Annotated in this window: 23 protein-coding genes; 10 read left to right on the forward strand and 13 right to left on the reverse strand. The window is 33.0% G+C overall.

Going from position 1 to position 24,241, the window contains the following annotated elements; all coding sequences use genetic code 11:
- From AAYQ05_RS18975 to AAYQ05_RS19005, 7 genes are all read left to right on the forward strand, one after another.
- On the forward strand, positions 1 to 1,683 hold the full coding sequence (locus tag AAYQ05_RS18975; protein ID WP_343544913.1) for an MBOAT family O-acyltransferase: 1,683 nt from the start codon (positions 1 to 3) through the stop codon (positions 1,681 to 1,683).
- 249 nt (positions 1,684 to 1,932) lie between these two features.
- Positions 1,933 to 3,297: a signal recognition particle protein gene (gene ffh / locus AAYQ05_RS18980; RefSeq protein ID WP_095929402.1), complete on the forward strand. Its 1,365-nt coding sequence runs from the start codon at positions 1,933 to 1,935 to the stop codon at positions 3,295 to 3,297.
- A gap of 155 nt (positions 3,298 to 3,452) precedes the next feature.
- On the forward strand, positions 3,453 to 4,340 hold the full coding sequence (locus tag AAYQ05_RS18985; protein ID WP_281633826.1) for a bifunctional 5,10-methylenetetrahydrofolate dehydrogenase/5,10-methenyltetrahydrofolate cyclohydrolase: 888 nt from the start codon (positions 3,453 to 3,455) through the stop codon (positions 4,338 to 4,340).
- Positions 4,341 to 4,733: 393 nt separating this feature from the next.
- Positions 4,734 to 5,660, forward strand: a complete 927-nt coding sequence (locus AAYQ05_RS18990; protein ID WP_281633825.1) for a magnesium transporter CorA family protein — start codon at positions 4,734 to 4,736, stop codon at positions 5,658 to 5,660.
- Between the two features lie 314 nt (positions 5,661 to 5,974).
- Complete coding sequence (locus AAYQ05_RS18995; RefSeq protein WP_343544914.1) at positions 5,975 to 6,589, forward strand: hypothetical protein; 615 nt, start codon at positions 5,975 to 5,977, stop codon at positions 6,587 to 6,589.
- A gap of 8 nt (positions 6,590 to 6,597) precedes the next feature.
- On the forward strand, positions 6,598 to 6,888 hold the full coding sequence (locus tag AAYQ05_RS19000; protein WP_343544915.1) for a winged helix-turn-helix domain-containing protein: 291 nt from the start codon (positions 6,598 to 6,600) through the stop codon (positions 6,886 to 6,888).
- Between the two features lie 59 nt (positions 6,889 to 6,947).
- Positions 6,948 to 8,339 (forward strand): DUF4153 domain-containing protein, encoded by a 1,392-nt coding sequence (locus tag AAYQ05_RS19005; protein WP_343544916.1) that lies wholly within the window; start codon positions 6,948 to 6,950, stop codon positions 8,337 to 8,339.
- A gap of 41 nt (positions 8,340 to 8,380) precedes the next feature.
- On the opposite strand, the gene rluF is transcribed toward AAYQ05_RS19005, so the two are convergent.
- From rluF to AAYQ05_RS19030, 5 genes are all read right to left on the reverse strand, one after another.
- A complete protein-coding gene (rluF, locus tag AAYQ05_RS19010; RefSeq protein ID WP_343544917.1) occupies positions 8,381 to 9,244 on the reverse strand; it encodes a 23S rRNA pseudouridine(2604) synthase RluF in 864 nt (287 codons plus the stop codon).
- A gap of 115 nt (positions 9,245 to 9,359) precedes the next feature.
- Entirely contained in the window at positions 9,360 to 9,707 is a 348-nt protein-coding gene (locus tag AAYQ05_RS19015) for an antibiotic biosynthesis monooxygenase family protein (RefSeq protein ID WP_343544918.1), read from the reverse strand.
- A 37-nt stretch (positions 9,708 to 9,744) separates the two neighbouring features.
- Positions 9,745 to 10,617 carry an alpha/beta fold hydrolase gene (locus AAYQ05_RS19020; protein WP_343544919.1) on the reverse strand — a complete coding sequence of 291 codons (873 nt, stop codon included), beginning with the start codon at positions 10,615 to 10,617 and terminating at the stop codon, positions 9,745 to 9,747.
- Between the two features lie 173 nt (positions 10,618 to 10,790).
- Positions 10,791 to 11,570: a zinc ribbon domain-containing protein gene (locus AAYQ05_RS19025; protein ID WP_091496387.1), complete on the reverse strand. Its 780-nt coding sequence runs from the start codon at positions 11,568 to 11,570 to the stop codon at positions 10,791 to 10,793.
- A gap of 3 nt (positions 11,571 to 11,573) precedes the next feature.
- The gene (locus AAYQ05_RS19030) at positions 11,574 to 12,668 is read right to left on the reverse strand and encodes a Nif3-like dinuclear metal center hexameric protein (protein ID WP_343544920.1); all 1,095 of its coding nucleotides are present in this window, start codon (positions 12,666 to 12,668) and stop codon (positions 11,574 to 11,576) included.
- A 98-nt stretch (positions 12,669 to 12,766) separates the two neighbouring features.
- Between AAYQ05_RS19030 and lpxK the strand changes: the two genes are divergently transcribed.
- The gene (gene lpxK, locus AAYQ05_RS19035; protein WP_343544921.1) at positions 12,767 to 13,789 is read left to right on the forward strand and encodes a tetraacyldisaccharide 4'-kinase; all 1,023 of its coding nucleotides are present in this window, start codon (positions 12,767 to 12,769) and stop codon (positions 13,787 to 13,789) included.
- Between the two features lie 24 nt (positions 13,790 to 13,813).
- Here lpxK and AAYQ05_RS19040 read toward each other — a convergent pair whose 3' ends face one another.
- The 3 genes from AAYQ05_RS19040 to lipA form a co-directional block, all read right to left on the reverse strand.
- Positions 13,814 to 15,985, reverse strand: coding sequence for a tetratricopeptide repeat-containing hybrid sensor histidine kinase/response regulator (locus AAYQ05_RS19040; protein ID WP_343544922.1), 2,172 nt, complete (start codon positions 15,983 to 15,985; stop codon positions 13,814 to 13,816).
- A gap of 26 nt (positions 15,986 to 16,011) precedes the next feature.
- Positions 16,012 to 17,010, reverse strand: a complete 999-nt coding sequence (gap, locus tag AAYQ05_RS19045) for a type I glyceraldehyde-3-phosphate dehydrogenase (protein WP_343544923.1) — start codon at positions 17,008 to 17,010, stop codon at positions 16,012 to 16,014.
- 76 nt (positions 17,011 to 17,086) lie between these two features.
- Positions 17,087 to 17,953 carry a lipoyl synthase gene (lipA, locus tag AAYQ05_RS19050; protein WP_343544924.1) on the reverse strand — a complete coding sequence of 289 codons (867 nt, stop codon included), beginning with the start codon at positions 17,951 to 17,953 and terminating at the stop codon, positions 17,087 to 17,089.
- Between the two features lie 299 nt (positions 17,954 to 18,252).
- On the opposite strand from lipA, the gene AAYQ05_RS19055 reads away from it, so the two are divergent.
- Positions 18,253 to 19,128, forward strand: a complete 876-nt coding sequence (locus AAYQ05_RS19055; RefSeq protein WP_343544925.1) for a M48 family metalloprotease — start codon at positions 18,253 to 18,255, stop codon at positions 19,126 to 19,128.
- A 201-nt stretch (positions 19,129 to 19,329) separates the two neighbouring features.
- Positions 19,330 to 20,205: a M48 family metalloprotease gene (locus AAYQ05_RS19060; RefSeq protein WP_343544926.1), complete on the forward strand. Its 876-nt coding sequence runs from the start codon at positions 19,330 to 19,332 to the stop codon at positions 20,203 to 20,205.
- 57 nt (positions 20,206 to 20,262) lie between these two features.
- On the opposite strand, the gene AAYQ05_RS19065 is transcribed toward AAYQ05_RS19060, so the two are convergent.
- The 5 genes from AAYQ05_RS19065 to AAYQ05_RS19085 all read right to left on the reverse strand — a co-directional run bounded on the left by AAYQ05_RS19065 (position 20,263) and on the right by AAYQ05_RS19085 (position 24,163).
- Positions 20,263 to 20,643, reverse strand: coding sequence for a PH domain-containing protein (locus AAYQ05_RS19065; RefSeq protein WP_095929421.1), 381 nt, complete (start codon positions 20,641 to 20,643; stop codon positions 20,263 to 20,265).
- Positions 20,644 to 20,706: 63 nt separating this feature from the next.
- The gene (locus tag AAYQ05_RS19070) at positions 20,707 to 21,444 is read right to left on the reverse strand and encodes a DUF4184 family protein (protein WP_343544927.1); all 738 of its coding nucleotides are present in this window, start codon (positions 21,442 to 21,444) and stop codon (positions 20,707 to 20,709) included.
- Positions 21,445 to 21,533: 89 nt separating this feature from the next.
- Positions 21,534 to 22,355 carry an energy transducer TonB gene (locus tag AAYQ05_RS19075; RefSeq protein ID WP_343544928.1) on the reverse strand — a complete coding sequence of 274 codons (822 nt, stop codon included), beginning with the start codon at positions 22,353 to 22,355 and terminating at the stop codon, positions 21,534 to 21,536.
- 159 nt (positions 22,356 to 22,514) lie between these two features.
- A complete protein-coding gene (locus tag AAYQ05_RS19080; RefSeq protein ID WP_281633811.1) occupies positions 22,515 to 23,066 on the reverse strand; it encodes an RNA polymerase sigma factor in 552 nt (183 codons plus the stop codon).
- Positions 23,057 to 24,163, reverse strand: coding sequence for a glycosyltransferase (locus AAYQ05_RS19085; protein WP_343544929.1), 1,107 nt, complete (start codon positions 24,161 to 24,163; stop codon positions 23,057 to 23,059). The genes AAYQ05_RS19080 and AAYQ05_RS19085 overlap by 10 nt, the downstream gene beginning before the upstream one ends.
- Between the last annotated feature and the right edge of the window lie 78 nt (positions 24,164 to 24,241).

The following is a 24,241-nucleotide window of genomic DNA, read 5'->3' on the forward strand; positions in this document are numbered from 1 at the left end:
TTGACAACAATAGATAGCATTAATAATTGGTTCATTCAAAATTTTGGTGCAATTACAATAGAACAAGTTAAGAGTTGGTTTGTTTACAACGAAGACGAAAAACTTTTATTCAATACCGGTTTATTCTTAGGTTTATTTCTGGTTTTCTATTTTGTGTATGGTTTTTTACGCAAAACATTTTATTTGAGATTAACGTATGTTATTCTCTTCTCATTATTCTTTTACTATAAATCAAGCGGGATTTATTTTCTGCTGTTATTGCTTTCGTCAGTCGTAGATTATGGTTTGAGCCAGATTATTTACCGAGAAAGCAGAGATGGAGTTAAGAAATTTTATTTGGTAATTAGTGTCATTTTGAATTTGGCACTTTTAGGCTATTTCAAATACATGAACTTTTTGATCGTGACGTACAACGATATGTTTCATGGTCATTTTGAACTTCATAATGTTTTTCTTCCTGTTGGAATTTCGTTTTATACGTTCCAATCTATGAGTTATATTATTGAGATTTATAGAGAAGAAATTAAACCGACAAAGAATTACATCGAATATTTATTCTTCGTGTCATTCTTCCCTCAATTAGTTGCGGGACCAATTGTTCGTGCGAAAGACTTTTTGCCTCAGATTTATCAAAAATTAAATCTAACAAAGCAAGATGTAAACAACGCCTTGTTTTTGATTATTGGAGGTTTAATCAAGAAAACAGTAATCTCAAATTACATATCTGTAAATTTCGTTGATCGTGTTTTTGATACGCCAATGAGTTATACTTCGTTCGAAAACTTAATGGCTTCGTACGGATATGCCATTCAGATTTATTGTGATTTCTCTGGATATTCAGACATGGCAATTGGTATTGCATTATTGCTTGGATTTAAATTGCCAGTCAACTTTAGAACTCCATACAAATCGACTTCGATTACCGATTTCTGGAGAAGATGGCATATTTCGCTTTCGACTTGGTTAAAAGACTTTTTATACATTTCGATTGGAGGAAATCGAGAAGGATCTTTCGCAGGATATTTATTCCCAAGTTTATTTTTCTTCGGATTATTGCTTTGGGGAATGTCTTGTTATAATGAGAGTGTAATTCCGCTTATTATTGCAGGAGCCAGTATTTTAATTTTCGCTTTGTCATTTTTACTTTCAAGCAAAATAAAACAAACTTTAGTAACCAATTTTAACCTGTTTACTACAATGCTTTTAGGAGGTTTGTGGCACGGAGCAGGAGCACAGTTTATTGTTTGGGGGGCATTACACGGATTAGCATTAGCGGTTCATAAAATATTTATGGAATTCTTTCCTTCGAAGAAAGATAAAAGTCCGAATTTCTTATGGAGATTTTTTTCAATCGTAATCACTTTCCATTTTGTAGTTTTCTGTTGGATTTTCTTCAGAGCAAGAGATTTTGAAACGGCATTACAAGTAATTAATAACATCGGTCAATTAACATTTGAACCAGAACTTTGGAAAACAATTGTTTTAGGTTATAAAAATGTTTTCGGATTAATGTTGTTCGGTTACGTTTGGCATTTCTTACCAGAAACATTCACCAACGGAATGAAATCTATTTTTGACAAAACACCATTATTAGTAAAAGCAATAATTTTAGGATTTGTCTACTGGATTGTTTACGCAACAGCAGTAGCAGGATCACAACCATTTATATACTTCCAATTTTAAAGGTTCATAGCCACAAAGGTACAAAGGCGCAAAGGTTTTATTCTTTGCGCCTTTTTTCTCTCGCAGATTTTGCTGATCTAGGTGATTTTTCTCATACCCAATTTAAAAAATAATCTTTTGAATCTGCTAAATCTGCGAGAAACAAAAAACTTTGTGCCTTAGTGGCTTCGTGGCAAAATTGGGTGGAAATAAAAATTGCCTGAAATATCTAATTAGATTATCTTTGCACTTCTATATAAAGAAAATGATATGTTTGATAATTTAAGTGATAAGTTAGATAAAGCGTTCCATATATTAAAAGGACACGGTAAAATTACAGAAGTAAACGTTGCCGATACTTTAAAAGAAGTTCGTCGTGCTTTGCTTGATGCCGACGTTAACTTTAAAATTGCTAAAGATTTTACGGCTAGAGTAAAAGACAAAGCAATTGGTCAGGACGTATTGACAACCTTACAGCCAGGACAATTATTAGTAAAACTGGTAAAAGATGAGTTGACAGAATTAATGGGTGGAGATGTTGCTGGTGTTAACTTATCAGGAAATCCAACTGTTATTTTGATGTCAGGACTTCAAGGTTCTGGTAAAACTACTTTCTCAGGAAAATTAGCAAACTTCTTAAAAACGAAGAAAAACAAGAAACCACTTCTTGTAGCGTGTGATATTTACCGTCCTGCGGCGATCAACCAGTTACATGTTGTGGGAGATCAAATAGGTGTTGAGGTTTACTCGGAACCAGAAAATAAAAATCCTGTAGAAATTGCTCAAAATGCAATTAAGCATGCTAAAGCAAACGGATTCAATGTTGTTATCGTCGATACAGCAGGACGTTTAGCAGTAGATCAGGAAATGATGGACGAAATTGCACGTGTTCACAAAGCAATTCAGCCACAAGAAACATTGTTCGTTGTAGACTCTATGACAGGACAAGATGCTGTAAATACAGCAAAAGCGTTCAACGATATCTTGAACTTTGATGGAGTTATCTTAACGAAATTAGATGGAGATACTCGTGGTGGAGCTGCACTTTCAATCAAATCGATTGTAAACAAACCAATTAAATTTGTTGGTACTGGAGAAAAAATGGAAGCAATTGATGTTTTCTATCCAGAACGTATGGCTGAGCGTATCTTAGGAATGGGAGACGTTGTGTCTCTTGTTGAAAGAGCTCAAGAACAATTTGATGAAGAAGAAGCAAGAAAACTTCAAAAGAAAATCGCTAAAAACGAATTTGGTTTTGATGACTTTTTAACCCAAATTCAACAAGTAAAGAAAATGGGTAACATGAAAGACTTGGTTGGAATGATACCAGGTGCTTCAAAAGCCATGAAAGATGTTGAAATCGAAGACGACGCTTTCAAACATATTGAAGCGATCATTTATTCGATGACTCCAGGAGAAAGAAGCAAACCAGCTATTATCGACGTAAAAAGAAAAGCTAGAATCGCTAAAGGTTCGGGAACTAAAGTCGAGCAAGTAAATCAGCTGATGAAACAGTTTGACCAAATGAGCAAGATGATGAAGATGATGCAAGGCCCAGGCGGAAAAAATCTGATGAAAATGATGGGTGGTATGAAAGGGATGCCGGGTGGTATGCCAGGAGGAATGCCGAAATAATAAAAAGAGTTTCAAGTTTAAGGTTTCAATTTAAGAGACCAAAACTTGAAACTTTTTTAATTCAATAAAAATTAAGTTTCGCAAGTAACGTGACCCGAGGCTAAAGGCCGACTTGGCGAAGCAAACATGAAACGTTAAACTTGAAACAACACACAATGCAACTACTAGACGGTAAAAAAACATCTAACGACATTAAAAACGAAATTGCAATCGAAGTTCAATCTATAAAAGCAGCTGGAGGAAAAGTGCCTCATTTAGCAGCAGTTTTAGTGGGTAATAACGGAGCAAGTTTAACTTACGTAGGAAGTAAAGTAAAATCATGCCAAGAGATCGGATTTGATTCAACTTTAGTTGCTTTACCAGAAACCATTACAGAAGACGAATTATTGGCTAAAATTAAAGAGTTAAACGAAGACGACAATCTAGACGGATACATCGTTCAGTTGCCTTTGCCAAAACATATCGACGAACAGAAAATCTTATTAGCAATCGATCCAGACAAAGATGTAGACGGATTCCATCCAACTAACTTTGGAAGAATGGCGCTTGAAATGGAAAGTTTTATTCCGGCAACCCCATTCGGGATTATGGAATTGTTAGAGCGTTACAAAGTAGAAACTGCAGGTAAACACACAGTTGTAATTGGAAGAAGCCATATCGTAGGACGCCCAATGAGTATCTTAATGAGTCGTAAAGGAAATCCTGGAGATTCGACAGTTACATTAACTCATAGTAGAACTAAAGATTTAGCAGAATTCACTAAAAATGCAGATATTATCATTACGGCTTTAGGAGTCCCAGAATTCTTAAAAGCAGACATGGTAAAAGAAGGAGTAACGGTTATCGATGTTGGAATTACACGTGTAGAAGATGCATCAAACGCAAAAGGATACGTTATTAAGGGAGACGTTGATTTTGACGGAGTAAGCAAAAAAGCATCTTTCATTACACCAGTTCCGGGTGGAGTAGGACCAATGACAATTGCAATGTTACTTAAGAATACACTTTTAGCAAGAAAAATGAGAAGCGCAAGAAATAAGTAAAATTGCGTCAAAATATATTATAAAGCCTGTTCGATTGAGCAGGCTTTTTTATTTTTTAAACACATAGAAACATAGAATTTAATTTTTAAAAAAGAATACAAAAGAGAAACAAATTTCTTCCACATAGTTTGCTCAGACTCCTACTATGTTTATTTAAAAAAGTGAAACGCCTTTTCTACAGTTACAATATCTATGTCTCTATGTGTTTAAAATCATCTCAAAGTGCCATTTTAATATATTATTAATAGATTAAAGTTTTGGTTCTTAAAAATAAAGGATACTTTTGCACCACTTAAAAAACACTTCTCCAAATGGACGATTATTATTCGTTAGTATTAAATTAAGCAGCTTTTGAAAATTTCAAAATGCTGCGCTAAAAACCTGTATTTTGAAATGAAAGCCTTTTACACAAACAACAACGGATTGGTAGAAATCCAAAAATGGACTTCAAATTGCTGGATTCATATCGAATCTCCAACAGAATCAGATAAAAATTACTTATTAGAAGAACTTCAACTTCCTGAAGCCTTTTACAATGATATCGAAGATATCGACGAAAGACCTCGTATCGAAATAGAAGACGGCTGGACGCTTATCATTATGCGTATTCCGATTAAAAGCGGAGATGTCAAAATTCCGTTCCATACCGTTCCACTCGGAATCATATTTAAAGACGATATCTGTGTTACCATCAGTTTTTATAAAACAGAAATAATAAAAGATTTTGTTGCCTATTCACAACGCAAAAACATCGAAATCGAAGATAATTTCAATTTAGTGCTAAGATTGCTTTTGTCGTCAAGCGTTTGGTATTTGAAATATCTAAAACAAATCAACCATAAAATAAAACTGGCAGAAGATAATTTAGAGAAATCGATCAAAAATGAAGAATTGCAAGCGCTACTTCAAATCGAAAAATGCTTTGTATTCTTTATTACCTCTTTAAAAGCAAATGACGTTTTGTTTCAAAGAATCAAAAACTTAAAAGCACATAAAGCTAGTTACGATCCAGAATTATTAGAAGATGTTGAAATCGAATTAAATCAGGCACAAGATACAGCCAATATTTACAACAACATCTTAACAGGAATGATGGATGCTTATGCTTCTGTAATTTCTAACAACATGAATAATATCATGAAACAGATGACATCAATTTCGATCATTTTAATGATTCCAACCCTAATCGCCAGTTTGTACGGAATGAACGTACCAAACGGATTAGAAGAAAGTAAATACGGAATCTGGATTCTGCTTCTAGTTTCAATAATCTTATCCACTTTTGGAGTATTTTTATTCAAAAGAAGAAGATGGTTTTAATTTAAAATCTCGTAATAATAAAAGCCTGTTTGTTAAGAATGGGCTTTTTCGTTTTTATATTTTGGGCGTGACCGTATCGAGATAAGAAGGCAAACATACTTTACTCATATACGCCTTCTTATCTCGATACGGTCGGGCTATCCGCGCTACTTCGGTAGCTAGCTTCTATCCCTCACGCAATCATTTTCATAAGAAAGTTTCGTTTTTAAAAAGGTTTGCAGAATCCCAGAGGGCCGAAATATTAAAAATAAAATCACTTTTTTATTTGCCAATTCGAAATAAATAATAACTTTGTAACGCAAAGTACTTTAATTATGAATCAAAAGCACCAAGAAGATTTAGCACATATTCGTTCCATGATGGAGCGCTCTTCAAGATTTATATCATTAAGCGGACTTTCAGGAGTTTTCGCTGGTCTTTCAGCTTTAATTGGCGGAATCTATGTATATCAGCTTTTCAAAGTAAACGGTATCGATTATCTAAACGATGGGCATAGATTATATTCAACCAATCTGGTTTCAGAATTATTCTGGATCGGAATCATAATTATGGTTGTTGCATTGGTATTTGCTGCTTTTTTTACCATTAGAAAAAGTCGAAAATACAATTTGCCAATTTGGACTTCGGCAACAAAAAAAATGCTGTTTCATTTGGCAGTACCCCTTATAACTGGCGGGATCTTTTGTCTGGCTTTAATACATTATGGGAACTTTGGTTTAGTGGCTCCTGCAACATTAATTTTTTACGGACTTGCTGTTGTAAACGCAGAAAAATATACATTTTCGGACATAAAATATCTTGGTTTCTCGGAACTGATTTTAGGATGTATTGCACTTTTTAATATAGGGTATGGATTGATTTTCTGGATTTTAGGATTCGGAATCTTGCATATCGTATACGGATTAGTGATGTTCAAAAAATACAAATAAATAACCCAATGGGAATTATTGATAAACTAAATAAAGATTTTGAAAGCCGTGTCAGACTGGGGATTATGTCCATTCTGATGGTTAACGACTGGGTAGATTTTACCGAGATGAAAACGCTTTTAAATATCACCGATGGTAATTTAGCGAGTCATTCCTCTGCGCTTGAAAAAGCAGGTTATATAGAAGTAAAAAAAGAATTTATAGGCAAAAAGCCTAGAACCTCTTATCAAGTTACCGATTTGGGGCGTGTTGCCTTTAAAGAGCACTTATCGTACCTTGAAAAATTAATGAAATCCTAATAACGCTATTTTTTTATCTAAAAACTTTGAATTGCAAAGTACTTTTAAGTCTATCGATCATGAAAAAACATCAAATTATCTTAGCTTGTACAGCGGTTTTTATACTGCTTTTTTACAACGAATCTGTTGGAATCAATATTTCTATTTTTGGCGTTTTACTCACGCTTTTAATTAGTTATTTCTTTCAGGAAAAGATGGTAGAGCGATCACATCTTGTTCTTGTAATGACCTCTATTTTGTCTTGTTTTGCTTTTGCTTGGTACGGAGATGCGGCATCATTTTTTGCTTTAGCACTATCAATTTTATTTTTGCAATTCAAAACACAAAATGATGAACTCAAAATAATTCAGGTTTTTCCTTTAATATTTTTAAACGGATTTACTTCAATCGGCCGAATATTCATCTTTAAACAATGGCTTCCAGAACGAAAAATCCATAATGATTTTGCGAAAAAACTAGTAGCTTTTGTTCTTATTCCGGTTATCTTTCTCGGATTGTTTTTCATTGTTTACTCTTTCGGAAGCGATCATTTCTCTTCATTATTTACAGATTATGAACTAGATATCAATTTACCGCAATTAATTGCAATGTGTGTTTTAGGATTTTATATCTCGTTTAGTTTCTGGAATTATTGGGTTCCTGATGTTTGTTACGAATACAATCCGAAATTGAACAATGATTTCACAAATGTTTCTGAAGTAAAAAATCAAAGCACTTTTTCTTTTTTAGATCTTGATTTTGAAAGAAGAAGCGGGGAAATCACATTGTTTCTGTTAAACATCATGCTTTTAGTTTTTATTGGAACTTACAATTATGAGCAATTCTTTGAAGTGGTCAAAAAAACAAATTTAAGTGCAGATACACACGAACGTGTAAATGCTGTAATTTTTTCAATTCTAATGGCAGTTGGAGTAATTCTGTTTTATTTTAAAGGCGGATTTAACTTTGACGAAAAAGCCAAGTCTTTAAAAAACTTAGCTAAAGTATGGCTTGCACTAAATGTCATCTTAATTGTAAGTGCTATGATTAAGAACACAGAATATGTTTCTTTTTATGGTTTAACATACAAACGTCTTGGAGTTTATGCTTTTTTAATCTTAGCTATTATCGGATTAGCAGTTTCATTTCAGAAAATAAGAAAGCAAAAAACCAATGCTTATCTTTTTAACCAGATGGTTTGGTATTTCTACGGAACAATTCTTTTATGCAGTTATATCAATTGGGGAAACCTTGTTACGAATTATAATATTTCAGTTAATAAAGGAGTAGAACCTGTCTTCTTAAGCGGTTTAAACTTTAATGATGATGCACGTCGTGAATATTTTGAAAAAAATAATTTAAACGGAAAATATGTAGAAGCTCTTCGAGAAAATTTGATTTGGAATTATCAAGACGCCAGTTTTTTATCTAAAGCGCTGTATTATGAATTTTTGAATAAAGAAAAGAAATAGAATAAAATGAGAAATCCCATTCAACTGAATGGGATTTTTTTTTATTTATTATCTCCTCTTTTTTTAAAGCGAGGATCGTGTTTTGAAATAAATGTTGTTCTTCGACTTGAATTTTGAGTCGAACCTTGAGTTGAACTTCTGTTTGAATTTCTATTCTGATTTTCTACTTTCGGAAGACTAGCTTCTTCTGTTTTGCTAGAAGGTTCAATTAATTGATTTAATTCTTTTATCTCAGCATCGGTTAAATCTCTATATCTTCCAACAGGAACATCCAAAGAGATATTAATGATTCTAATACGTTTTAAGGCTGTAACTTCATAACCCAAGTATTCAGACATTCTTCTAATCTGACGGTTTAATCCTTGCGTTAAAATGATTTTGAAAGTGAATTTGCTAATTTGCTCTACTTTACATTTTTTGGTAACCGTATCGAGAATCGGAACACCATTTCCCATTCTCTGAATAAAACGTTCTGTAATAGGTTTGTTTACTGTAACGGTATATTCTTTTTCGTGGTTATTTCTTGCACGGAGAATCTTGTTGACAATATCGCCATCATTGGTCATAAAAATTAATCCTTCACTGGCTTTATCCAGTCTTCCAATTGGGAAAATACGTTTTGGGTAATTAATATAATCAACAATATTATTTTTAACTTCAAGGTTAGTCGTGCATTCAATTCCGACAGGTTTATTGAAAGCCAAATAAACTAATTTTTCATTTTTCTCTACGATTAATTTACCATTAATACGTATTTCATCATCTGGCGAAACTTTAGTCCCCATTTCAGCCACAGCGCCATTTATTGTCACGTGTCCTTCTTCAATTAATTTATCAGCTTCACGACGAGAACAATATCCTGTTTCACCAATAAATTTATTAAGACGTTTTAAATTTTCTTCCATACTGCAAAAGTAGACAAAAGTTTAGACATCTTGGGATTTTAGATTTCAGACTTTAGAGAAAAACTTAGTCCCGATAGCTATCGGGATAGTGGCTTAGAATCTTAGTACCTTTTTTTTAAGATTCATGAAAAATAGAACTGTCTTCCGGAGTTTCTTTTCTGTCAAACATTCCATAATCACGGACTACAGATGCAATTCTTAAATGATAATCTTTGAAAACTTCATTTCTGCCTTTTGCCTGAGCTGCACGATGCATCTCTAGATTTCTCCATTGTTGAATGCTTTCTTCATCTTTCCAAAAAGATAAAGACAGCACTTTTGAAGGATCAGTAAAACTTTGAAATCGCTCTATCGAAATAAATCCTTCAATATGGTCTAATTCTGGACGCAGACTCGCTGCGATATCCAGATATTCTTCTTTTTTTCCTTCGTTAGGGATTACTTCAAAAATTACGGCAATCATTTTGATTTTGGATTTTAGATTAAAAAAGCTTAGAGTCTTAGCGACTTAGTGGCTTAGAAACTTCAGAAAACAGAAACTCAATCACCTTGTCATACAATTCATCATCATGCATTCCGTGACCTAAACCACTGGTTTCGATAAACTGGCTGTTTTTCCAGTTGCTGGCTATTTTTTTTCCTTCTTCAAAAGCTACAATCTTATCTGTCGTATCATGAGCAATAAAACCTGGAATAGTAAATTGAGAGGCAAATTTTTGTCCCGAAAAATCTTCCAGTTTAAAATTGAAACGATTGACGAATTTGCTTTCCAAAAGAGGCAGCATTCTTCTATTCAAACTAAGCATCGAAATATAATTGTTAATCAAAGTTTTTAAATCAGAAGGAGCGCCAAGAACTACCATTTTGCTAATGCTTGTATTCGGGAATAAATATTGATGATAGACACAGGCAGCACCGCCAATAGAGTGTCCAATTATGATTTCTGGCTGATATTTTTCTACGGCTTTATTTATAAATTCGGCGTAAAGTGGCACATTAAATTCTTTTCCGCTACTTTGTCCGTGTGCAGGCGCATCAATTGCAATAATAGTGCTTCCAGATTTTTGAAGATGCGGTAAGGTTTTTTTCCATCGTGCAGCATTGCTTTCCCAGCCATGCACTAATAGAATTTTGGTTTCATTTCCTTTCCAGATGTAGGTTTGAAAATGATGTTCATTATGATGAAATATTTCTGTTTCTGTATGTCGCAAAACTTTTGGAAGCTCCTCTTTTTTTAATCGGCCAATTCGAGGCTGGCTAAAAAGAGCATAAGAAAGTTCCATAGCTTTTTGCGGACGAACATAGCTCAAAAAATTAATGTAAGATCCAACTGATTTTAATGTTATGAACCGAATTCCTTTTTTAATTCCCAAAACTTAAATTTTTTCTAAAGGTAAAAAATGTTTTGCCACTCCCGATAGCTATCGGGATAAAAGGATTAAAAAGATTTTATTCAGCATAAGAATAATTTAATCTGAGTTAATCCTTTTAATCTGTGGCAAAAAATAAGTAAAAAAAAAGTCCCGATTTAATCGGGACTTGATATTTAGAATTTTGCGAACAATTGTTCCATTTTTTCTTTTTCTTCTTCAGCTAATTGTGTATCAACTAAAATTCTTCCAGAGTGCTCATCTGTGATGATTTTCTTTCTTGAAGCAATTTCAACCTGAGTTTGTGGTGGAATTGTAAAGAAAGATCCAGCAGAAGCTCCTCTTTCGATAGAAACAACAGCCAATCCATTACGAACACTGCTTCTGATTCTGTTGTAAGCAGCTAATAATCTATCTTCGATTTGTGCAGCATACTCAGCAGATTTCTCAGTTAAGAAAGTTTCTTCTTTCTGAGTTTCAGCCATAATAGCATCTAACTCAGATTTTTTATGTTTTAAATGAGAGCTTTTAGCATCAAGTTTTTCTTTTAAATTAGAAATAACTTCTTTTTTGTGCTCGATAGAAGCTTTCATTTCTTTGATTTGCTTTTCAGCCAATTGAATTTCTAATTCCTGAAATTCAACCTCTTTTGTCAAAGAATTAAATTCTCTGTTGTTACGTACTGATTCTTGTTGTTTTGTGTACTTCTTGATAACCTCTTTATGCTCCTCAATAGCAATTTTTTTTGCTTTGATTTGCTCCTCAATCACTTCAAGTTCACCTTTCAGTTTCTCTGAACGAGTGCTCAAACCTGCAACTTCATCTTCTAAATCTTCAACCTCTAAAGGAAGTTCTCCTCTAACGTTTCTGATTTCGTCAATTCTAGAGTCAATAAGCTGTAAATCGTATATTGCTCTTAACTTGTCCTCAACACTTAATTCTTTCGTATTCGTCATATTTTATAAGTACTTAACTGGATTTGTATTTTCTTCCGATAAAATGATTGCAAAATTAAGAATTTTTTTTCGAAGATAATCAACAATATAATTTTTTGTATAGCGTTCGCTCTCAAAATGACCAATATCTGCCAAAAGTAACTTGTTTTCAGCTTCATAAAACTGGTGATACTTCAAATCAGCAGTCAAAAATGCATCTGCTCCAGCACTTATTGCGTTTCTAATTGCAAAACTTCCAGAACCTCCTAACACAGCAACTTTTTTTATTTTTTTGCCTAAAAAAGCAGAATGGCGAATTCCGTCGGAAATCATTTTTTCTTTTACGAAATGCAGGAAATCTTTTTCATCCATTTCAGTTTCAAATTCACCAATCATTCCTAAACCAATATTCTGATGAGAATTTTCAAGATTATAAATTTCATAAGCGACTTCTTCATAAATATGATTGGCAAAAAGCGCTTTTAAAATTCGGGATTGCAAGTGCTTTTCAAAAGTAACTTCAATTTTTATTTCTTCAGTTTCGGTTAGTTCATGACGTTCACCAATTACAGGATTACTTTCAGAATTTCCTTTGTATGTTCCAATTCCGTTTGAGTTGAAACTGCAATTGTCATAATTTCCAATTGTTCCTGCGCCAGCTTCAAATAAGGTCTTACGAACTTTATCTGCATTATCTGGAACGGTATAAGTAATTAGTTTTTGAATGAAATTCTGTTTTGGAACTAAAACTTTGGTATTCACTAAACCTAATGCATTACAGAAAATTTTATTAACGCCTTGAGAATGATTGTCTAATGCTGTGTGGACTGCATATATTGCAATGTCATTTTTAATTGCTTTTAAAATTGCACGTTCAACATAATTTTTACCAGTGATTTTTTTAATTCCAGAGAATAAAATTGGATGAAAGCAAACTACCAGATTGCAGTTTTTTGCAACAGCTTCGTCAATTACATTTTCTAAGGCATCGTGGCAAACTAAAACACCAGTGCTTTCGGTTTCCGAATTGCCAACTAAAAGTCCAACATTGTCAAAATCTTCGGCGTAAGCCAAAGGAGCCATTTCTTCAAGAACCGATATAATATTTTTGATTTTCATTTTAAGATTTGTTTCAAGTTTTAGGTTTCATGTTTCAAGTTCTTTGACTTGTGCCAAAACCTTAAACAAATTAACGAAAAAAATTATACTTTCGTAAAATGAACTTACTTCGAAAAATACTTTTCCCATTCGCAATTTTATACGGATTCATAACTTCAATCCGAAATTTTCTTTTTGATAAAGGAATTTTAAAATCGACTTCATTTGATCTTCCTGTTATTGCTGTTGGAAATTTAAGCGTTGGCGGAACTGGGAAAACACCACAAATAGAATATTTAATTCGATTGTTGTCTGATAAATATAAAGTGGCAACTTTAAGCCGTGGATACAAAAGAAAATCAGAAGGTTTTGTTTTAGCAGATGAAAATTCGAATGCTGAAATTTTGGGTGACGAACCCTTTCAGTTTTATCAAAAATTTCCAAATGTAATGGTGGTTGTAGATGCCAATCGTACAAATGGAATTCAGAAGTTGCTTTCGCAAAATGAGAAACCGGAAATTATTTTACTGGATGATGCTTATCAGCACCGAAAAGTTAAAGCAGGTTTTTATATTTTGCTGACTTCTTACGGAGATTTGTATGCAGATGATTTTATGCTGCCAACAGGAAATTTGAGGGAAAGCAGGAGTGGAGCAGAAAGAGCCAGTATTGTAGTCGTTACAAAATGTCCAGGTATTTTAACGGAAGAAGAGCAAGCAATAATAAAGTCAAGATTGAGGCTTAATTACAAACAACAGTTGTTTTTTAGTTTTATTGATTATGATAATGTGATTTATGGTAAAAATGAAAAAATTACTTTAGGCGAAATTAAACCAGAATCAAAATTGCTGCTGGCAGGAATTGCAAAACCAAAACCATTTTTTGATTATTTAAAGAATGAAAACGACGAATGTCTGATTTTTCCAGATCATCATCATTTTTCTGATAATGATTTAGATGCGATTCAGAATAAAGCAAACGGAAGAAAAATCATTACAACCGAGAAGGATTATGTTCGATTAAAAGACTCAAAGTTAGTTTCGCAATTATATTATCTTCCAATTAAAAGTTCCTTCATCAATCATCAGCAAGACTTCGATGCTGCGATTTTAGAGTATGTAAAAGAAAACTTAGAATCTTAGCTTCTTAGCATCTCAGAACCTTTTTTAATCAAAAAATTTAGCAATTGTAGTATAGAATTCATCTGGAACAAAAGGTTTTGTAATCACATCATCCATTCCGTAAGAAAGAAGCATGTCGCGATTTTCATCGAGCGAAATAGCTGTTAAAGCTATAATGGGAGTCGTCTTGTCAAATTCACGAATCAGTTTAGTTGCTGTAGTTCCGTTAATGCCAGGAAGATGGACGTCCATTAAAATCATATCAAAACGTTTGATTTTTAGAAGTTCAACAGCATCTTCTCCATTGTCAACAATCTCGCAGGTAATGTTTTTGTTTTCCAGCATTTTGCGAGTGATCATTTGATTGATTTTGTTGTCCTCAATCAATAAAATAGATTTGTTTTTCAATTGTTTGTCATTATAAGGTTTTACTTCTTCGATTACTTCCAATGGTTCGTTATTGATTTTGAAATTTAATTTGAAGGTAAACGTAGAACCTTTACCAACTTCACTTTTTAGTTTTATTTCGCCTCCTAAAAGTTCGATTAACTTTTTTACAATAGTAAGACCAAGACCTGTTCCGCCGTATTTTCTGTTTACTTCGATAGAACCTTGAGAAAAGCTTTCAAAAACTGACTGAAGTTTGTCTTCTGGAATTCCAATTCCAGTATCGACGATCTCAAAATAAACAGTTGCTTCTTCTCCTTCTTGCGAGTATAATTTAGCAATAACGTTTACATGTCCGTTTTGAGTAAATTTTAAAGCATTGTTGATTAAATTAAGTATGATTTGAGACAGTTTTGTTGGATCGCCAATTAAATTATCAGGAATCGCTTTGTCTATTTCTAAGTTGAAGTAGTTTTTGTTGGCAGTAGCTAGTTCTTTTAATGAGCTTTGAATATTAAAAAGCAATTCTTTTAAGTTAAAGCTAATATTTTCAACTTCAACTTTGGTTGAATCAATTTTATTAATTTCTAAGATTTCATTGATAAAAGTAGTCAAATAGTTTCCAGAGAATTTTAAAGATTCTAAATATTTGAGCTGTTTTTTCTTTGGTTTGTCTTCGAGCAAGATATGCGTAATTCCGTTAATAGCATTCAACGGTGTCCGGAGTTCGTGACTTACGGTAGACAAAAACTCAGATCTTGCTTTTGATGCTTTTTCTGCTTTGTTTTTGGCTAAAATCAATTCCTTGTTTTTTTCGCGAAGCAGTAAATTGTTCTGGTTTCTTATGATGTTGTTTTTGTACAAAGCCAAACTCAAAAGCGATAAAATAGAAATTAAGGCAATGGCCAAAATGCTGACTAGTTTAGAATAGCGATAGGTCTTAAGCTGAAATTTTTCTTCGCTTTCTCTTTTAATAGTATTGTTTAAAGATTGATTTTTTTTGAATTTTTCATATTCATTCAAATCAATTTTAGCATTTTTTAATCTTAAAAGATAATTTTCTAGCTGATAATGTTCGTCAAGATAAGAATACGCCAAATCATAATTTTTATTCTGCTTATAGTATTGGCTTATTGCTAAAACGATTTTCGATTTTTTAGGGAAATCATTAATTTTAGAATTGTAATCTAATGCTTTGTCAAAATATATAATTGCTGAATCATTTCGTTTAAGCTGTCCCTCAATTAAACCAAGCTGATAATAGGCGTCTACTTTTGTTTTTATATTTGCACTATTATCTGGTTTTTTAGCAATAGTTTTAAATGTTTTTACTGCAGATTTAAGATCGTTGTTAGTCTTAAATGCCAAAGCTTTTTGATAATCTAATACCTCCGCATTATCTTTGATGTTTAGCTGTTTTAATAAATCTTGAGCTTTTGTATAATAAATAGAAGCTGTTTTGTAATCGCCTTTGGCAGTATTGGTTACGCCAATATAATGCAATGCTAAAGCTTTTGTGCAGCTAGGTTTTAGGGTGTCAAATAAAGAAACTGTTTTATGAAAGTTTTTTAAAGCGTCTTCAAATTTTTTCTGGTTGTAATAAATTTTACCGAGTTTAAAAGTCTGATTGGCCAAATTTTCTTTTTTGCCATTTTCTTCGCAAAAATTAATTGACTTCTCTGTGTAAAAAATTGCCTGATTGTATTTTTTATTGTTAAGATTGGTGTTGGCCAGTTTGTTATAATAGGTCACGCTATCCGTATTCTTTATGGTTTGAGAATACAAAAACGAGTTAAAAAAACAAACAACAATAAAAAGACAGTATTTCATGTATGGCAATGCTATTACAATGAATCTTATTTTTTTCTTATTAGTAAAATTAAATCGATCAACCTTGATGAATAGCCAATCTCATTATCATACCAGCCTACAACTTTTACCATTTTATCGCTAACCGATGTTAGCTGAGCATCAAATAAACAAGAATGTGTATTGCCAATTACATCAACCGAAACAATCGGATCTTCGGTATAATCCAATATTCCTTTTAAATTTGTTTTTGAGGCTTGTTTGAATGCTTTATTAATTTCTTCAATGCTTACAGCTCGTTTTACATTGAAGGTTATGTCTGTTAATGAACCGTCTGGAACCGGGACTCTAATGCCACAGCCACCCATTTTATTGTGCAATTTAGGAAAAATTTTTGTTAATGCCTTAGCTGCACCTGTAGTTGTTGGAACAATCGACTGGCTGGCACCTCTCGCACGACGTAAATCCTTATGTGGTTGGTCATGAAGACTTTGGTCTGTCGTGAAAGAATGTATGGTAGTAATGTAAGCTTGTTCAATTCCACACAGTTCTTCAATGATTTTAATCATCGGAGCAGCGTTGTTAGTGGTACAGCTTGCATTTGAAACTATATCTTCATTTCCATCCAAAATATCTTCGTTTACACCAAGAACTACCGTTTTTATGGTATCAACCTCTGAAGGAGCAGAAAGAATAACTTTTTTTGCCCCAGCATCTAGATGCGCATTTAATTCTTCGTGTGTTTTGTATTTACCTGTCGATTCGACTACAATATCAATCGAATGGGATTTCCAATCTATGTTTGCAATGTTTTTTTCATGAAAAAAGAAAAAATGCCTTCCATCTACAATAATGCTATTTTCATCGTGACTTACTTCGGCTTTCAAAACGCCGTGAATACTGTCATATTTAATTAAATGCGACATGGTTTTGTTGTCTGCAATGTCATTTATAGCAACGACTTCGATTTCGGGGTGATCTAAAAGAAGACGGAATAAATTTCTCCCGATTCTTCCAAATCCATTAATGGCAATTCTTGTTTTCAATGTTTTATTTATTCGTTTAATTGTTTAACCGTTTAATCGGTTTTACAATTAAACGATTAAACGGTTAAACTTTTTTTTATAAAATATGTTTTTGTGCTTTGTATGAAGAACGAACAAGAGGTCCGCTTTCGACGTGTCTAAAACCTAACTCAAGACCAAATTTTTCGTATCTGGCAAATTGTTCTGGCGTGATAAACTCTTTTACTGGAAGATGTTTTTTACTTGGCTGTAAATACTGTCCAATTGTTACAACATCAACATTTGCATTTTTTAAATCGGTCATTGTCTGGAAAACTTCATCTTCTGTCTCTCCAAGACCAAGCATAATTCCAGACTTAGTTCTGTTAATTCCTTTTTCTTTTAAATAGCGAAGCACTTCCAAACTTCTGTCATATTTTGCTTGAATACGAACCTCGCGAGTTAAACGGCGTACAGTTTCCATGTTATGAGAAACCACTTCAGGATTTGCCTCAACAATTCGATCTATATTTCTTTCAATTCCTTGAAAATCTGGAATTAAAGTTTCAAGAGTAGTTTGCGGATTCATTCTACGGATAGCTCTTACAGTTTCCATCCAAATAATAGAACCTCCATCTTTCAAATCATCCCTGTCAACGCTAGTAATAACAGCATGTTTGATATTCATGATTTTAATAGAACGCGCTACTTTTTCAGGTTCATCCCAATCTACCGTTTCAGGTCTTCCGGTTTTTACACCACAGAATCCGCAAGAACGAGTGCAAACATTTCCTAAAATCATAAAAGTCGCTGTTCCTTCGCCCCAGCATTCTCCCATATTTGGGCAGCTTCCCGAAGTACAAATGGTATTTAAACTATATTTATCAACTAAACCTCTAAGCTCAGTATATTTTTGTCCGATAGGTAATTTTACTTTTAACCACTTTGGTTTTGTGGTAGGTATATTTTCAGCGACTGTTTCCATATATCAATGTTCAAAGTACAAAGATACGGAATGTAGTTTATTTTGAGATGTTTATTTGCTTTTCGTTTGCATATGTTGTTTGTGGTTAATATTTAAGATAATTTAATTCAATTGTTAATAGTTTGTTTTTAAGTGTGATTTTGGACTTGTTTTTTAATTTATGCTTAAATTTTTAATCTTGAGTTTCATTTTTATGGATTATAAAACTTCAGCCTTAATCTGTTACAAATTTGGCTTCTTGGGATTTTGTAAAACTATTTATGTAGTAATTTTGCTGTTAATTTAACAGTTTTAAAACCATGAAAAAGAGAATTATTGTATTAGGAGTTTTATTTGCAATTTTAAGTTTAACCAAAACAAATGCGCAGATACTTTCAGATAAATCGATGGGGGCTTTAGGAAAAGGTGTTTCAGGATTTACTTTTAGTGATGCAGATGCAGCCGCTTTAGCTAAACAATCTATTGCAGAATTGGATGCAAATAATCCAGTTGCGGGCCCAAAAGATGGATATTCAATTCGTTTAGATCGTTTGTTTGGAAAACATACTACTAGCGAAGGAGTTACTTTAAATTATAAAGTGTATCTAGTAAAAGATATAAATGCTTTTGCATGTGCTGACGGAAGTGTTCGTGTATTTGCAGGTTTAATGAATATCATGGATGATAATCAATTACTAGCCGTTATTGGTCATGAAATCGGACATGTTGTTAATCACGATACAAGAGATGCCATAAAAGCTGCTTATAAAAAAGAAGCTTTGCTAGATGCAGCGTCATCGCAATCAGGAAAAATAGAAACCCTTACCCAATCTCAATTGGGGCAACTAGGAAGCGCTATGATAGATAGCAAACACAGTAGAAAACAGGAATCTGAGGCAGATAGCTTTTCTTACGATTTTATGAAAAAAAATGGCTATGATGTTAATGCGGTAGAATCGGCTTTTAGAATTCTTCAAAATTTAAGCGAAGGAGCAGAGGCATCTTTTATGACTAAGATGATGAGTTCTCATCCTGATTCTGGAAAAAGAGCAGATACAGCAAAAAAGCAAGCAACAAAAGATGGATTGTATCATGCTTACGAACAGCAGAAAATTGATAATACAGCTCCTGTAACACAAACGAAGAAAGCAACTACTACAACAACAAAGAAAACAAGTAAAGCAAAAAAGAAATAAGCTATACAGGATTCAAAACCGGTAAACCAAAAAAAAAGGTTACCGGTTTTTTCTTTTTATGATTAAACTAAAATCGATTGTAGGTTGATTATCAGCTCATAAAAATGTTTTATCTTTATTTGTTGAAAAACAAGTTTTGAGTGAAATTAAAATAGCATTCTGTTATGCTACATTTGTTGTTAAATTGTAATTATAAAAAATATGAAAAAGAAATTTATAATAGTAGGACTTTTATTTACAGCATTTGGTTTAACTAAAATGACTGCACAGATTAATTTTGGCGATAAAGCAATTGGAGCAGTTCAAAAAGGAGTTACAGGTTTTACTTTCAGTAATGCCGATGCGGCAAAATTATCTAAAGAAGCAGTAGATAAATTAGATGCAGAGCATGAAATTGCTGGACCAACCGATGGTTATACTTTAAGATTAAATCGTGTTTTTGGAAAGCATGCTTCTGGAGACGGATTTACTTTAAACTATAAAGTATATAAATTGAAAGAAGTGAATGCTTTTGCAACCGCAGATGGAAGCGTTCGTGTTTATTCTGGATTAATGGATATTATGGATGATAATGAACTGATTGCGGTAATTGGACATGAGATTGGGCACGTAGCAAACAACGATTCTAGAGATGCTATTCGTGCAGCTTATCAGAAAGAAGCTTTAATGGATGGAGCAGCTTCTCAATCGGCGACTGTGGCAACGGTTACAGACAGTCAGCTTGGGAAAATTGGAAGCGCAATTATTGATAGTAAATACAGCCGTAAACAAGAGTCGGAAGCAGATTTGTTTGCTTATAACTTCATGAAGAAAAACGGTTATGATGTAAATGCTGAAGAATCGGCTTTTAGAATTTTGGCAAAAATGAGTGAAGGATCTGAAGCTTCGTTTATTGATCAGATGATGAGTTCGCATCCTGATTCTAAAAAAAGAGCAGATGATGCTAAGAAAAGAGCAGAAAAAGATGGTTTGTATAAACCGTATGTGCAACAGAAAATTGTAAATACAGTTCCTGCAACTACCACTAAAAAAGCAACTACAACCACAAAGAAAACAACTACGACGAAAAAGAAATAAGAGTTGTCTCTTAAAGTATAAAACCCAGCAAATTTCTGTTTGCTGGGTTTATTTTTTTTATCCTAATACATGAAAAGCAAGAATCTTTTGCACTTCATAAACATTAACCGATTTATTGAATTGTTTTACAATGCTCGGGTGTTGTTCGCTTGAAATCCATATTTTTAGTTCAGCATCCAAATCAAAAGTTCCTGCAGTTTCTACGCTGAATCTCGTAATGCTTTTGTAGCCAATAGATTTATATTCTGTTTTACTTCCTGTGATTCCTTGTACATCTACTAAGATTAATCTTTTATTGGTAAAAATGAAGGTGTCACGAATAAGTTTGAACCCCATTTCGATTTCTTCATTTGCAGTTAAAAGCTGTCCGTATTTTTTAATTAAATCTTCTTGGCTTACTGAACCTGCATTGCCAAGAATGGCTGAAAATATTCCCATTATTCTGTTTTTAATTTAGTTAAAGTGATTTCTGTTTTGAAGGAGTAAATGTAGTGGATTTTGTTAATTTTTTTGAATTGATTTGAATTTAATTATTAGCGGAATCGCTGTTGTTGAAAGTAAAAAAGATGCTATAAAGGACACAACTAAATTTCCAATGTTCAGAGCTTTTGGATTTATTATGAATCTCGTGAATAAAATTGCTATTGTAAACAAAATCGCAGAAATCCAATAAAGTTTGTTGATTGAGGTTTGAGAAGTAAATTTTATTGGAAGCTTAATGAAAAATATTAATAGGATAATAGTTCCAATAATGGTACTTAAATGCTGAGCTATTTTCCATAGCGGAATTTCATATCCAAAAATTGGAATTGTGTTTTGTAAAGTTTCAATGTGGTTGACAAAAAAGCCATGTTTATGTGTAAAAGCATCCCAAAAAATATGAGAGAATATTCCAATTAATAAAGAAATTAAGACGATAAGCCAATTTCTTTTAAAATAAATATTCCAATTGAAATCTGTGAAAACTAGAATTCTGTTTTTTATGAATGACGGTAGATTTTTAAATAAAAGATTTCGGATTAGATTGTGAAAGAGAAAAGTTAGCAAAAGGGCAAGAGGTAAATCAAACCAAAAAATACCATTTAAAGTATGACTATAATCGCTTTTAACTTTCATTCGGAGGAAATATTCAAAATCAGGAGTTAAGCTTCCGATTATTAATGCTGTTATGGAAAACCATGATTTTGGTAAATATCTCAAGGGAAGAATTATTGCAGGATGGGAAAAAGTGAAGGGCATTGAGTTGGTTTTTTAATTTTGATTAATAAATTAAATGTAACAAAAAAAGCAGAACCTAAGTTCTGCTTTTGCTTTTCAAAATATTTATATTATTCTACTTCTGTTTTTATTGTGATAGGAAGGTTATATGCCGTTCTCACTGGTTTTCCGTCTAGAATTCCTGGAGTCCATTTTGTTTTTAATGATTTTAAAACTCTAATGGCTTCTTTTCCCATTCCGTAACCTGGATCGTTTTTAACAATAATGTCAGTGATCGATCCGTCTTTTTCAACGACAAATGAAACATACACTCTTAGTGTTTTTTCTACGTCAAGTTCTGGTCTGTGGAAATTGTTTCCAACATACTTGTAAAACTGAGCAATTCCACCTGGAAATTCTGGAAGTTTATCCAAAATCGCAGTAGAAACGGGATCATTGCTTGGTGGTGCAACCGAAGCAACTTCGCCATTTCCTCCTCCTGTTGTAGGTAAGGTATTAGTAGCAGTTCCTGTTCCAGAAGCATTTTCTACAACTGGTGCATTTTCTGTATTAGGAGCGATTTCCTTAACAGCTTCTTTTGTTGTTACTACTACAGGATTGGTTAATTGAACCGCTTCTGTTTGGCTTGCTGTAGTTTGTTCAACCATAGGAGCAGGCGGGGCAGGTGGTGGTGGCACAACAGTTGGATCAACGTGTACAATTGTAGGTTCGTAAATCCTAGGTTCTGGTTCGACTTCAACAGGCGAAGTCTTTAATTTGCTAATAAATACGGGTGCACTTCCTAAAGCCGTTATTAACAATAAACCCATAAAGAGAGCTGTAACAGAATTTTTGGAATTCTCCTGGCGTAATTGATATGCGCCATATTCTTTGTTTTTGTTCTCGAAAACAAGATCGGTCCACTTGTTTTCATAAATGCTTAATTTAGACATAATTTTTGGGTTTTAAGGTTAAGTAACTTTAAATCATACGCAGAAAAGGTTTAGGTTTGAGCTAACAACGTAAATGTTGTAGTTTTTAATGTTTATTAAAATGTATTGTTTTTAAGAATAAATATGAGAATAATTTATTCTTTGATTAAAGATAATAAATTATCTATTACGTTCGATAATTTCGGCTAATAATTTTTTAGCGCGCAAAAGTTTTACTTTAACGCTACTTAATGGTTCGTCAATCTTAGCAGCAATTTCCTGATAAGACATTTCCTGAAAATAACGAAGCTGAATTACTTCTTGATAGTGTGGTTTGAGTTCTTTGATGCATAAGAGCAGACGGGAAAGATTCTGTTCTTTAATTAAAGCATCTTCTGCAGATGGAGTAGGATCGGCAATGTTGTATGCCTGCTGGTCTTCGTTGTCTGTGATTTCTATAAAAAGATTAGTTTTCTTTTTTCGAAGTAAATCGATATAGACATTTTTTGCAATGGCAATAAGCCAGGTGTTAAACTGAAACTCTGAATTATAAGAGGCTATTTTGTCAAAAGCCTTGGAGAAAGTTTCTATTGTAATATCTTCTGCGGTAGTTTCGTTTTCGGTACGTTTGAGCATAAAAGCATACACCTCATTCCAATAATGATCTAATAAAAAAGTAAAGGCGATCTGATCGCCTTTTTTTGCTTTTTCTATTTTAGAATTTATTTCCAATATACCGGTTTTGAAAAGATATTAGTTATAAAGATATTAATTTGCGTTAATATAAGCGCTATCTCAACAACTGGAAACCAAATTTTAATATCTTTTTCTTTTAATTTTCCTGCTGAACATCCAATTACGATCCATACAACAGTATAGCGAGTTGCTAAAATTGCCAATACAGCGATCCATTGAAATTGAAATGCTAATAATATAATAACTAAAATAAAGAAGAATAATTGTGAAAGGAAAAATAATCCCAGCTGCATTTTGTCAAAAAACTTATAATGCTCTGCTGTAGAAATATGTCTTCTTTTTTGAGTAAACCATTCTTTGTATGTTTTCTTAGGTTCTGAATAGGTAAAACTCTCAGGTGTATAAGAAATGGTAGTGTTGGTTTTATTGGCTGCCTGATTAATGAACAAATCGTCGTCACCAGAACGAATCTGAATGTGGTCAATAAAGCCATTTACTTTAAAAAACTCTTCTTTTTTATAAGCAAGATTTCTGCCGACTCCCATATATGGAAGGCCCATTTTTGCCCATGAAAAATATTGAATCGCAGTTAAGATTGTTTCAAAACGAATGATTTTGTTTAGGAATGAACGCTCTACTTTTTCGTAACCTCCATAACCTAAAACGATTGTTTTGTTCATGGTAAACTGCGAAGTCATAGAAGTAATCCAATCTTTAGAACTTGGAAAACAATCAGCATCTGTGAAAAGTAAATAATCTTTTTTGGCAGCTTTTATTCCAAGCGTTAAGGCGTATTTTTTGTTTCCCCAAAAGGCTTCGTTATTTTCAACTTTTACCAAACGGATATTAGAAAATTCTTTTTCAAATTCTTCAAAAACCTCAAGAGTTTCATCGCTGGATGCATCGTCTATTAGAACAATTTCAAAATCAGGATAATCTTGTTGTGCCAAAAGCGGAATATATTTTTTTACATTCTCTTCTTCGTTTTTTGCACATACAATTACAGAAACAGGAAGATTTTTAGGCTTCACATGCTGAGGCTTGGCAAATGCAAATTTTCCAAAAACTCCGAGATAATAAAAAAGTTGAACTGCAACTACAGCAATAAAAAAGTAAAATATGTATATAAGCATCTGATTTATTTGATTCTATTAATTTCACGTTTTGCGACTGCAAATGTACTTATCAATTCGCTAAATTCAATAGCTAAA

It is taken from the genome of Flavobacterium movens (assembly GCF_039581425.1).
Taxonomy (GTDB): Bacteria; Bacteroidota; Bacteroidia; order Flavobacteriales; family Flavobacteriaceae; genus Flavobacterium; species Flavobacterium luteolum.

What these genes read in the sequence shown, in the direction of transcription:
- AAYQ05_RS19055 (WP_343544925.1), top strand. Translation starts at nt 18,253, where the DNA reads ATGAAAAAGAGAATTATTGTATTAGGAGTTTTATTTGCAATTTTAAGT.
- AAYQ05_RS19070 (WP_343544927.1), bottom strand. Translation starts at nt 21,444, where the DNA reads ATGCCCTTCACTTTTTCCCATCCTGCAATAATTCTTCCCTTGAGATAT.
- AAYQ05_RS19015 (WP_343544918.1), bottom strand. Translation starts at nt 9,707, where the DNA reads ATGATTGCCGTAATTTTTGAAGTAATCCCTAACGAAGGAAAAAAAGAA.
- AAYQ05_RS19075 (WP_343544928.1), bottom strand. Translation starts at nt 22,355, where the DNA reads ATGTCTAAATTAAGCATTTATGAAAACAAGTGGACCGATCTTGTTTTC.
- AAYQ05_RS19025 (WP_091496387.1), bottom strand. Translation starts at nt 11,570, where the DNA reads ATGACGAATACGAAAGAATTAAGTGTTGAGGACAAGTTAAGAGCAATA.
- lpxK (WP_343544921.1), top strand. Translation starts at nt 12,767, where the DNA reads ATGAACTTACTTCGAAAAATACTTTTCCCATTCGCAATTTTATACGGA.
- AAYQ05_RS19005 (WP_343544916.1), top strand. Translation starts at nt 6,948, where the DNA reads ATGAAAAAACATCAAATTATCTTAGCTTGTACAGCGGTTTTTATACTG.
- AAYQ05_RS18995 (WP_343544914.1), top strand. Translation starts at nt 5,975, where the DNA reads ATGAATCAAAAGCACCAAGAAGATTTAGCACATATTCGTTCCATGATG.
- AAYQ05_RS19065 (WP_095929421.1), bottom strand. Translation starts at nt 20,643, where the DNA reads ATGGGAATATTTTCAGCCATTCTTGGCAATGCAGGTTCAGTAAGCCAA.
- AAYQ05_RS19085 (WP_343544929.1), bottom strand. Translation starts at nt 24,163, where the DNA reads ATGCTTATATACATATTTTACTTTTTTATTGCTGTAGTTGCAGTTCAA.
- AAYQ05_RS19000 (WP_343544915.1), top strand. Translation starts at nt 6,598, where the DNA reads ATGGGAATTATTGATAAACTAAATAAAGATTTTGAAAGCCGTGTCAGA.
- AAYQ05_RS18990 (WP_281633825.1), top strand. Translation starts at nt 4,734, where the DNA reads ATGAAAGCCTTTTACACAAACAACAACGGATTGGTAGAAATCCAAAAA.
- AAYQ05_RS18985 (WP_281633826.1), top strand. Translation starts at nt 3,453, where the DNA reads ATGCAACTACTAGACGGTAAAAAAACATCTAACGACATTAAAAACGAA.
- AAYQ05_RS19040 (WP_343544922.1), bottom strand. Translation starts at nt 15,985, where the DNA reads ATGAAATACTGTCTTTTTATTGTTGTTTGTTTTTTTAACTCGTTTTTG.
- AAYQ05_RS19030 (WP_343544920.1), bottom strand. Translation starts at nt 12,668, where the DNA reads ATGAAAATCAAAAATATTATATCGGTTCTTGAAGAAATGGCTCCTTTG.
- rluF (WP_343544917.1), bottom strand. Translation starts at nt 9,244, where the DNA reads ATGGAAGAAAATTTAAAACGTCTTAATAAATTTATTGGTGAAACAGGA.
- lipA (WP_343544924.1), bottom strand. Translation starts at nt 17,953, where the DNA reads ATGGAAACAGTCGCTGAAAATATACCTACCACAAAACCAAAGTGGTTA.
- AAYQ05_RS19060 (WP_343544926.1), top strand. Translation starts at nt 19,330, where the DNA reads ATGAAAAAGAAATTTATAATAGTAGGACTTTTATTTACAGCATTTGGT.
- ffh (WP_095929402.1), top strand. Translation starts at nt 1,933, where the DNA reads ATGTTTGATAATTTAAGTGATAAGTTAGATAAAGCGTTCCATATATTA.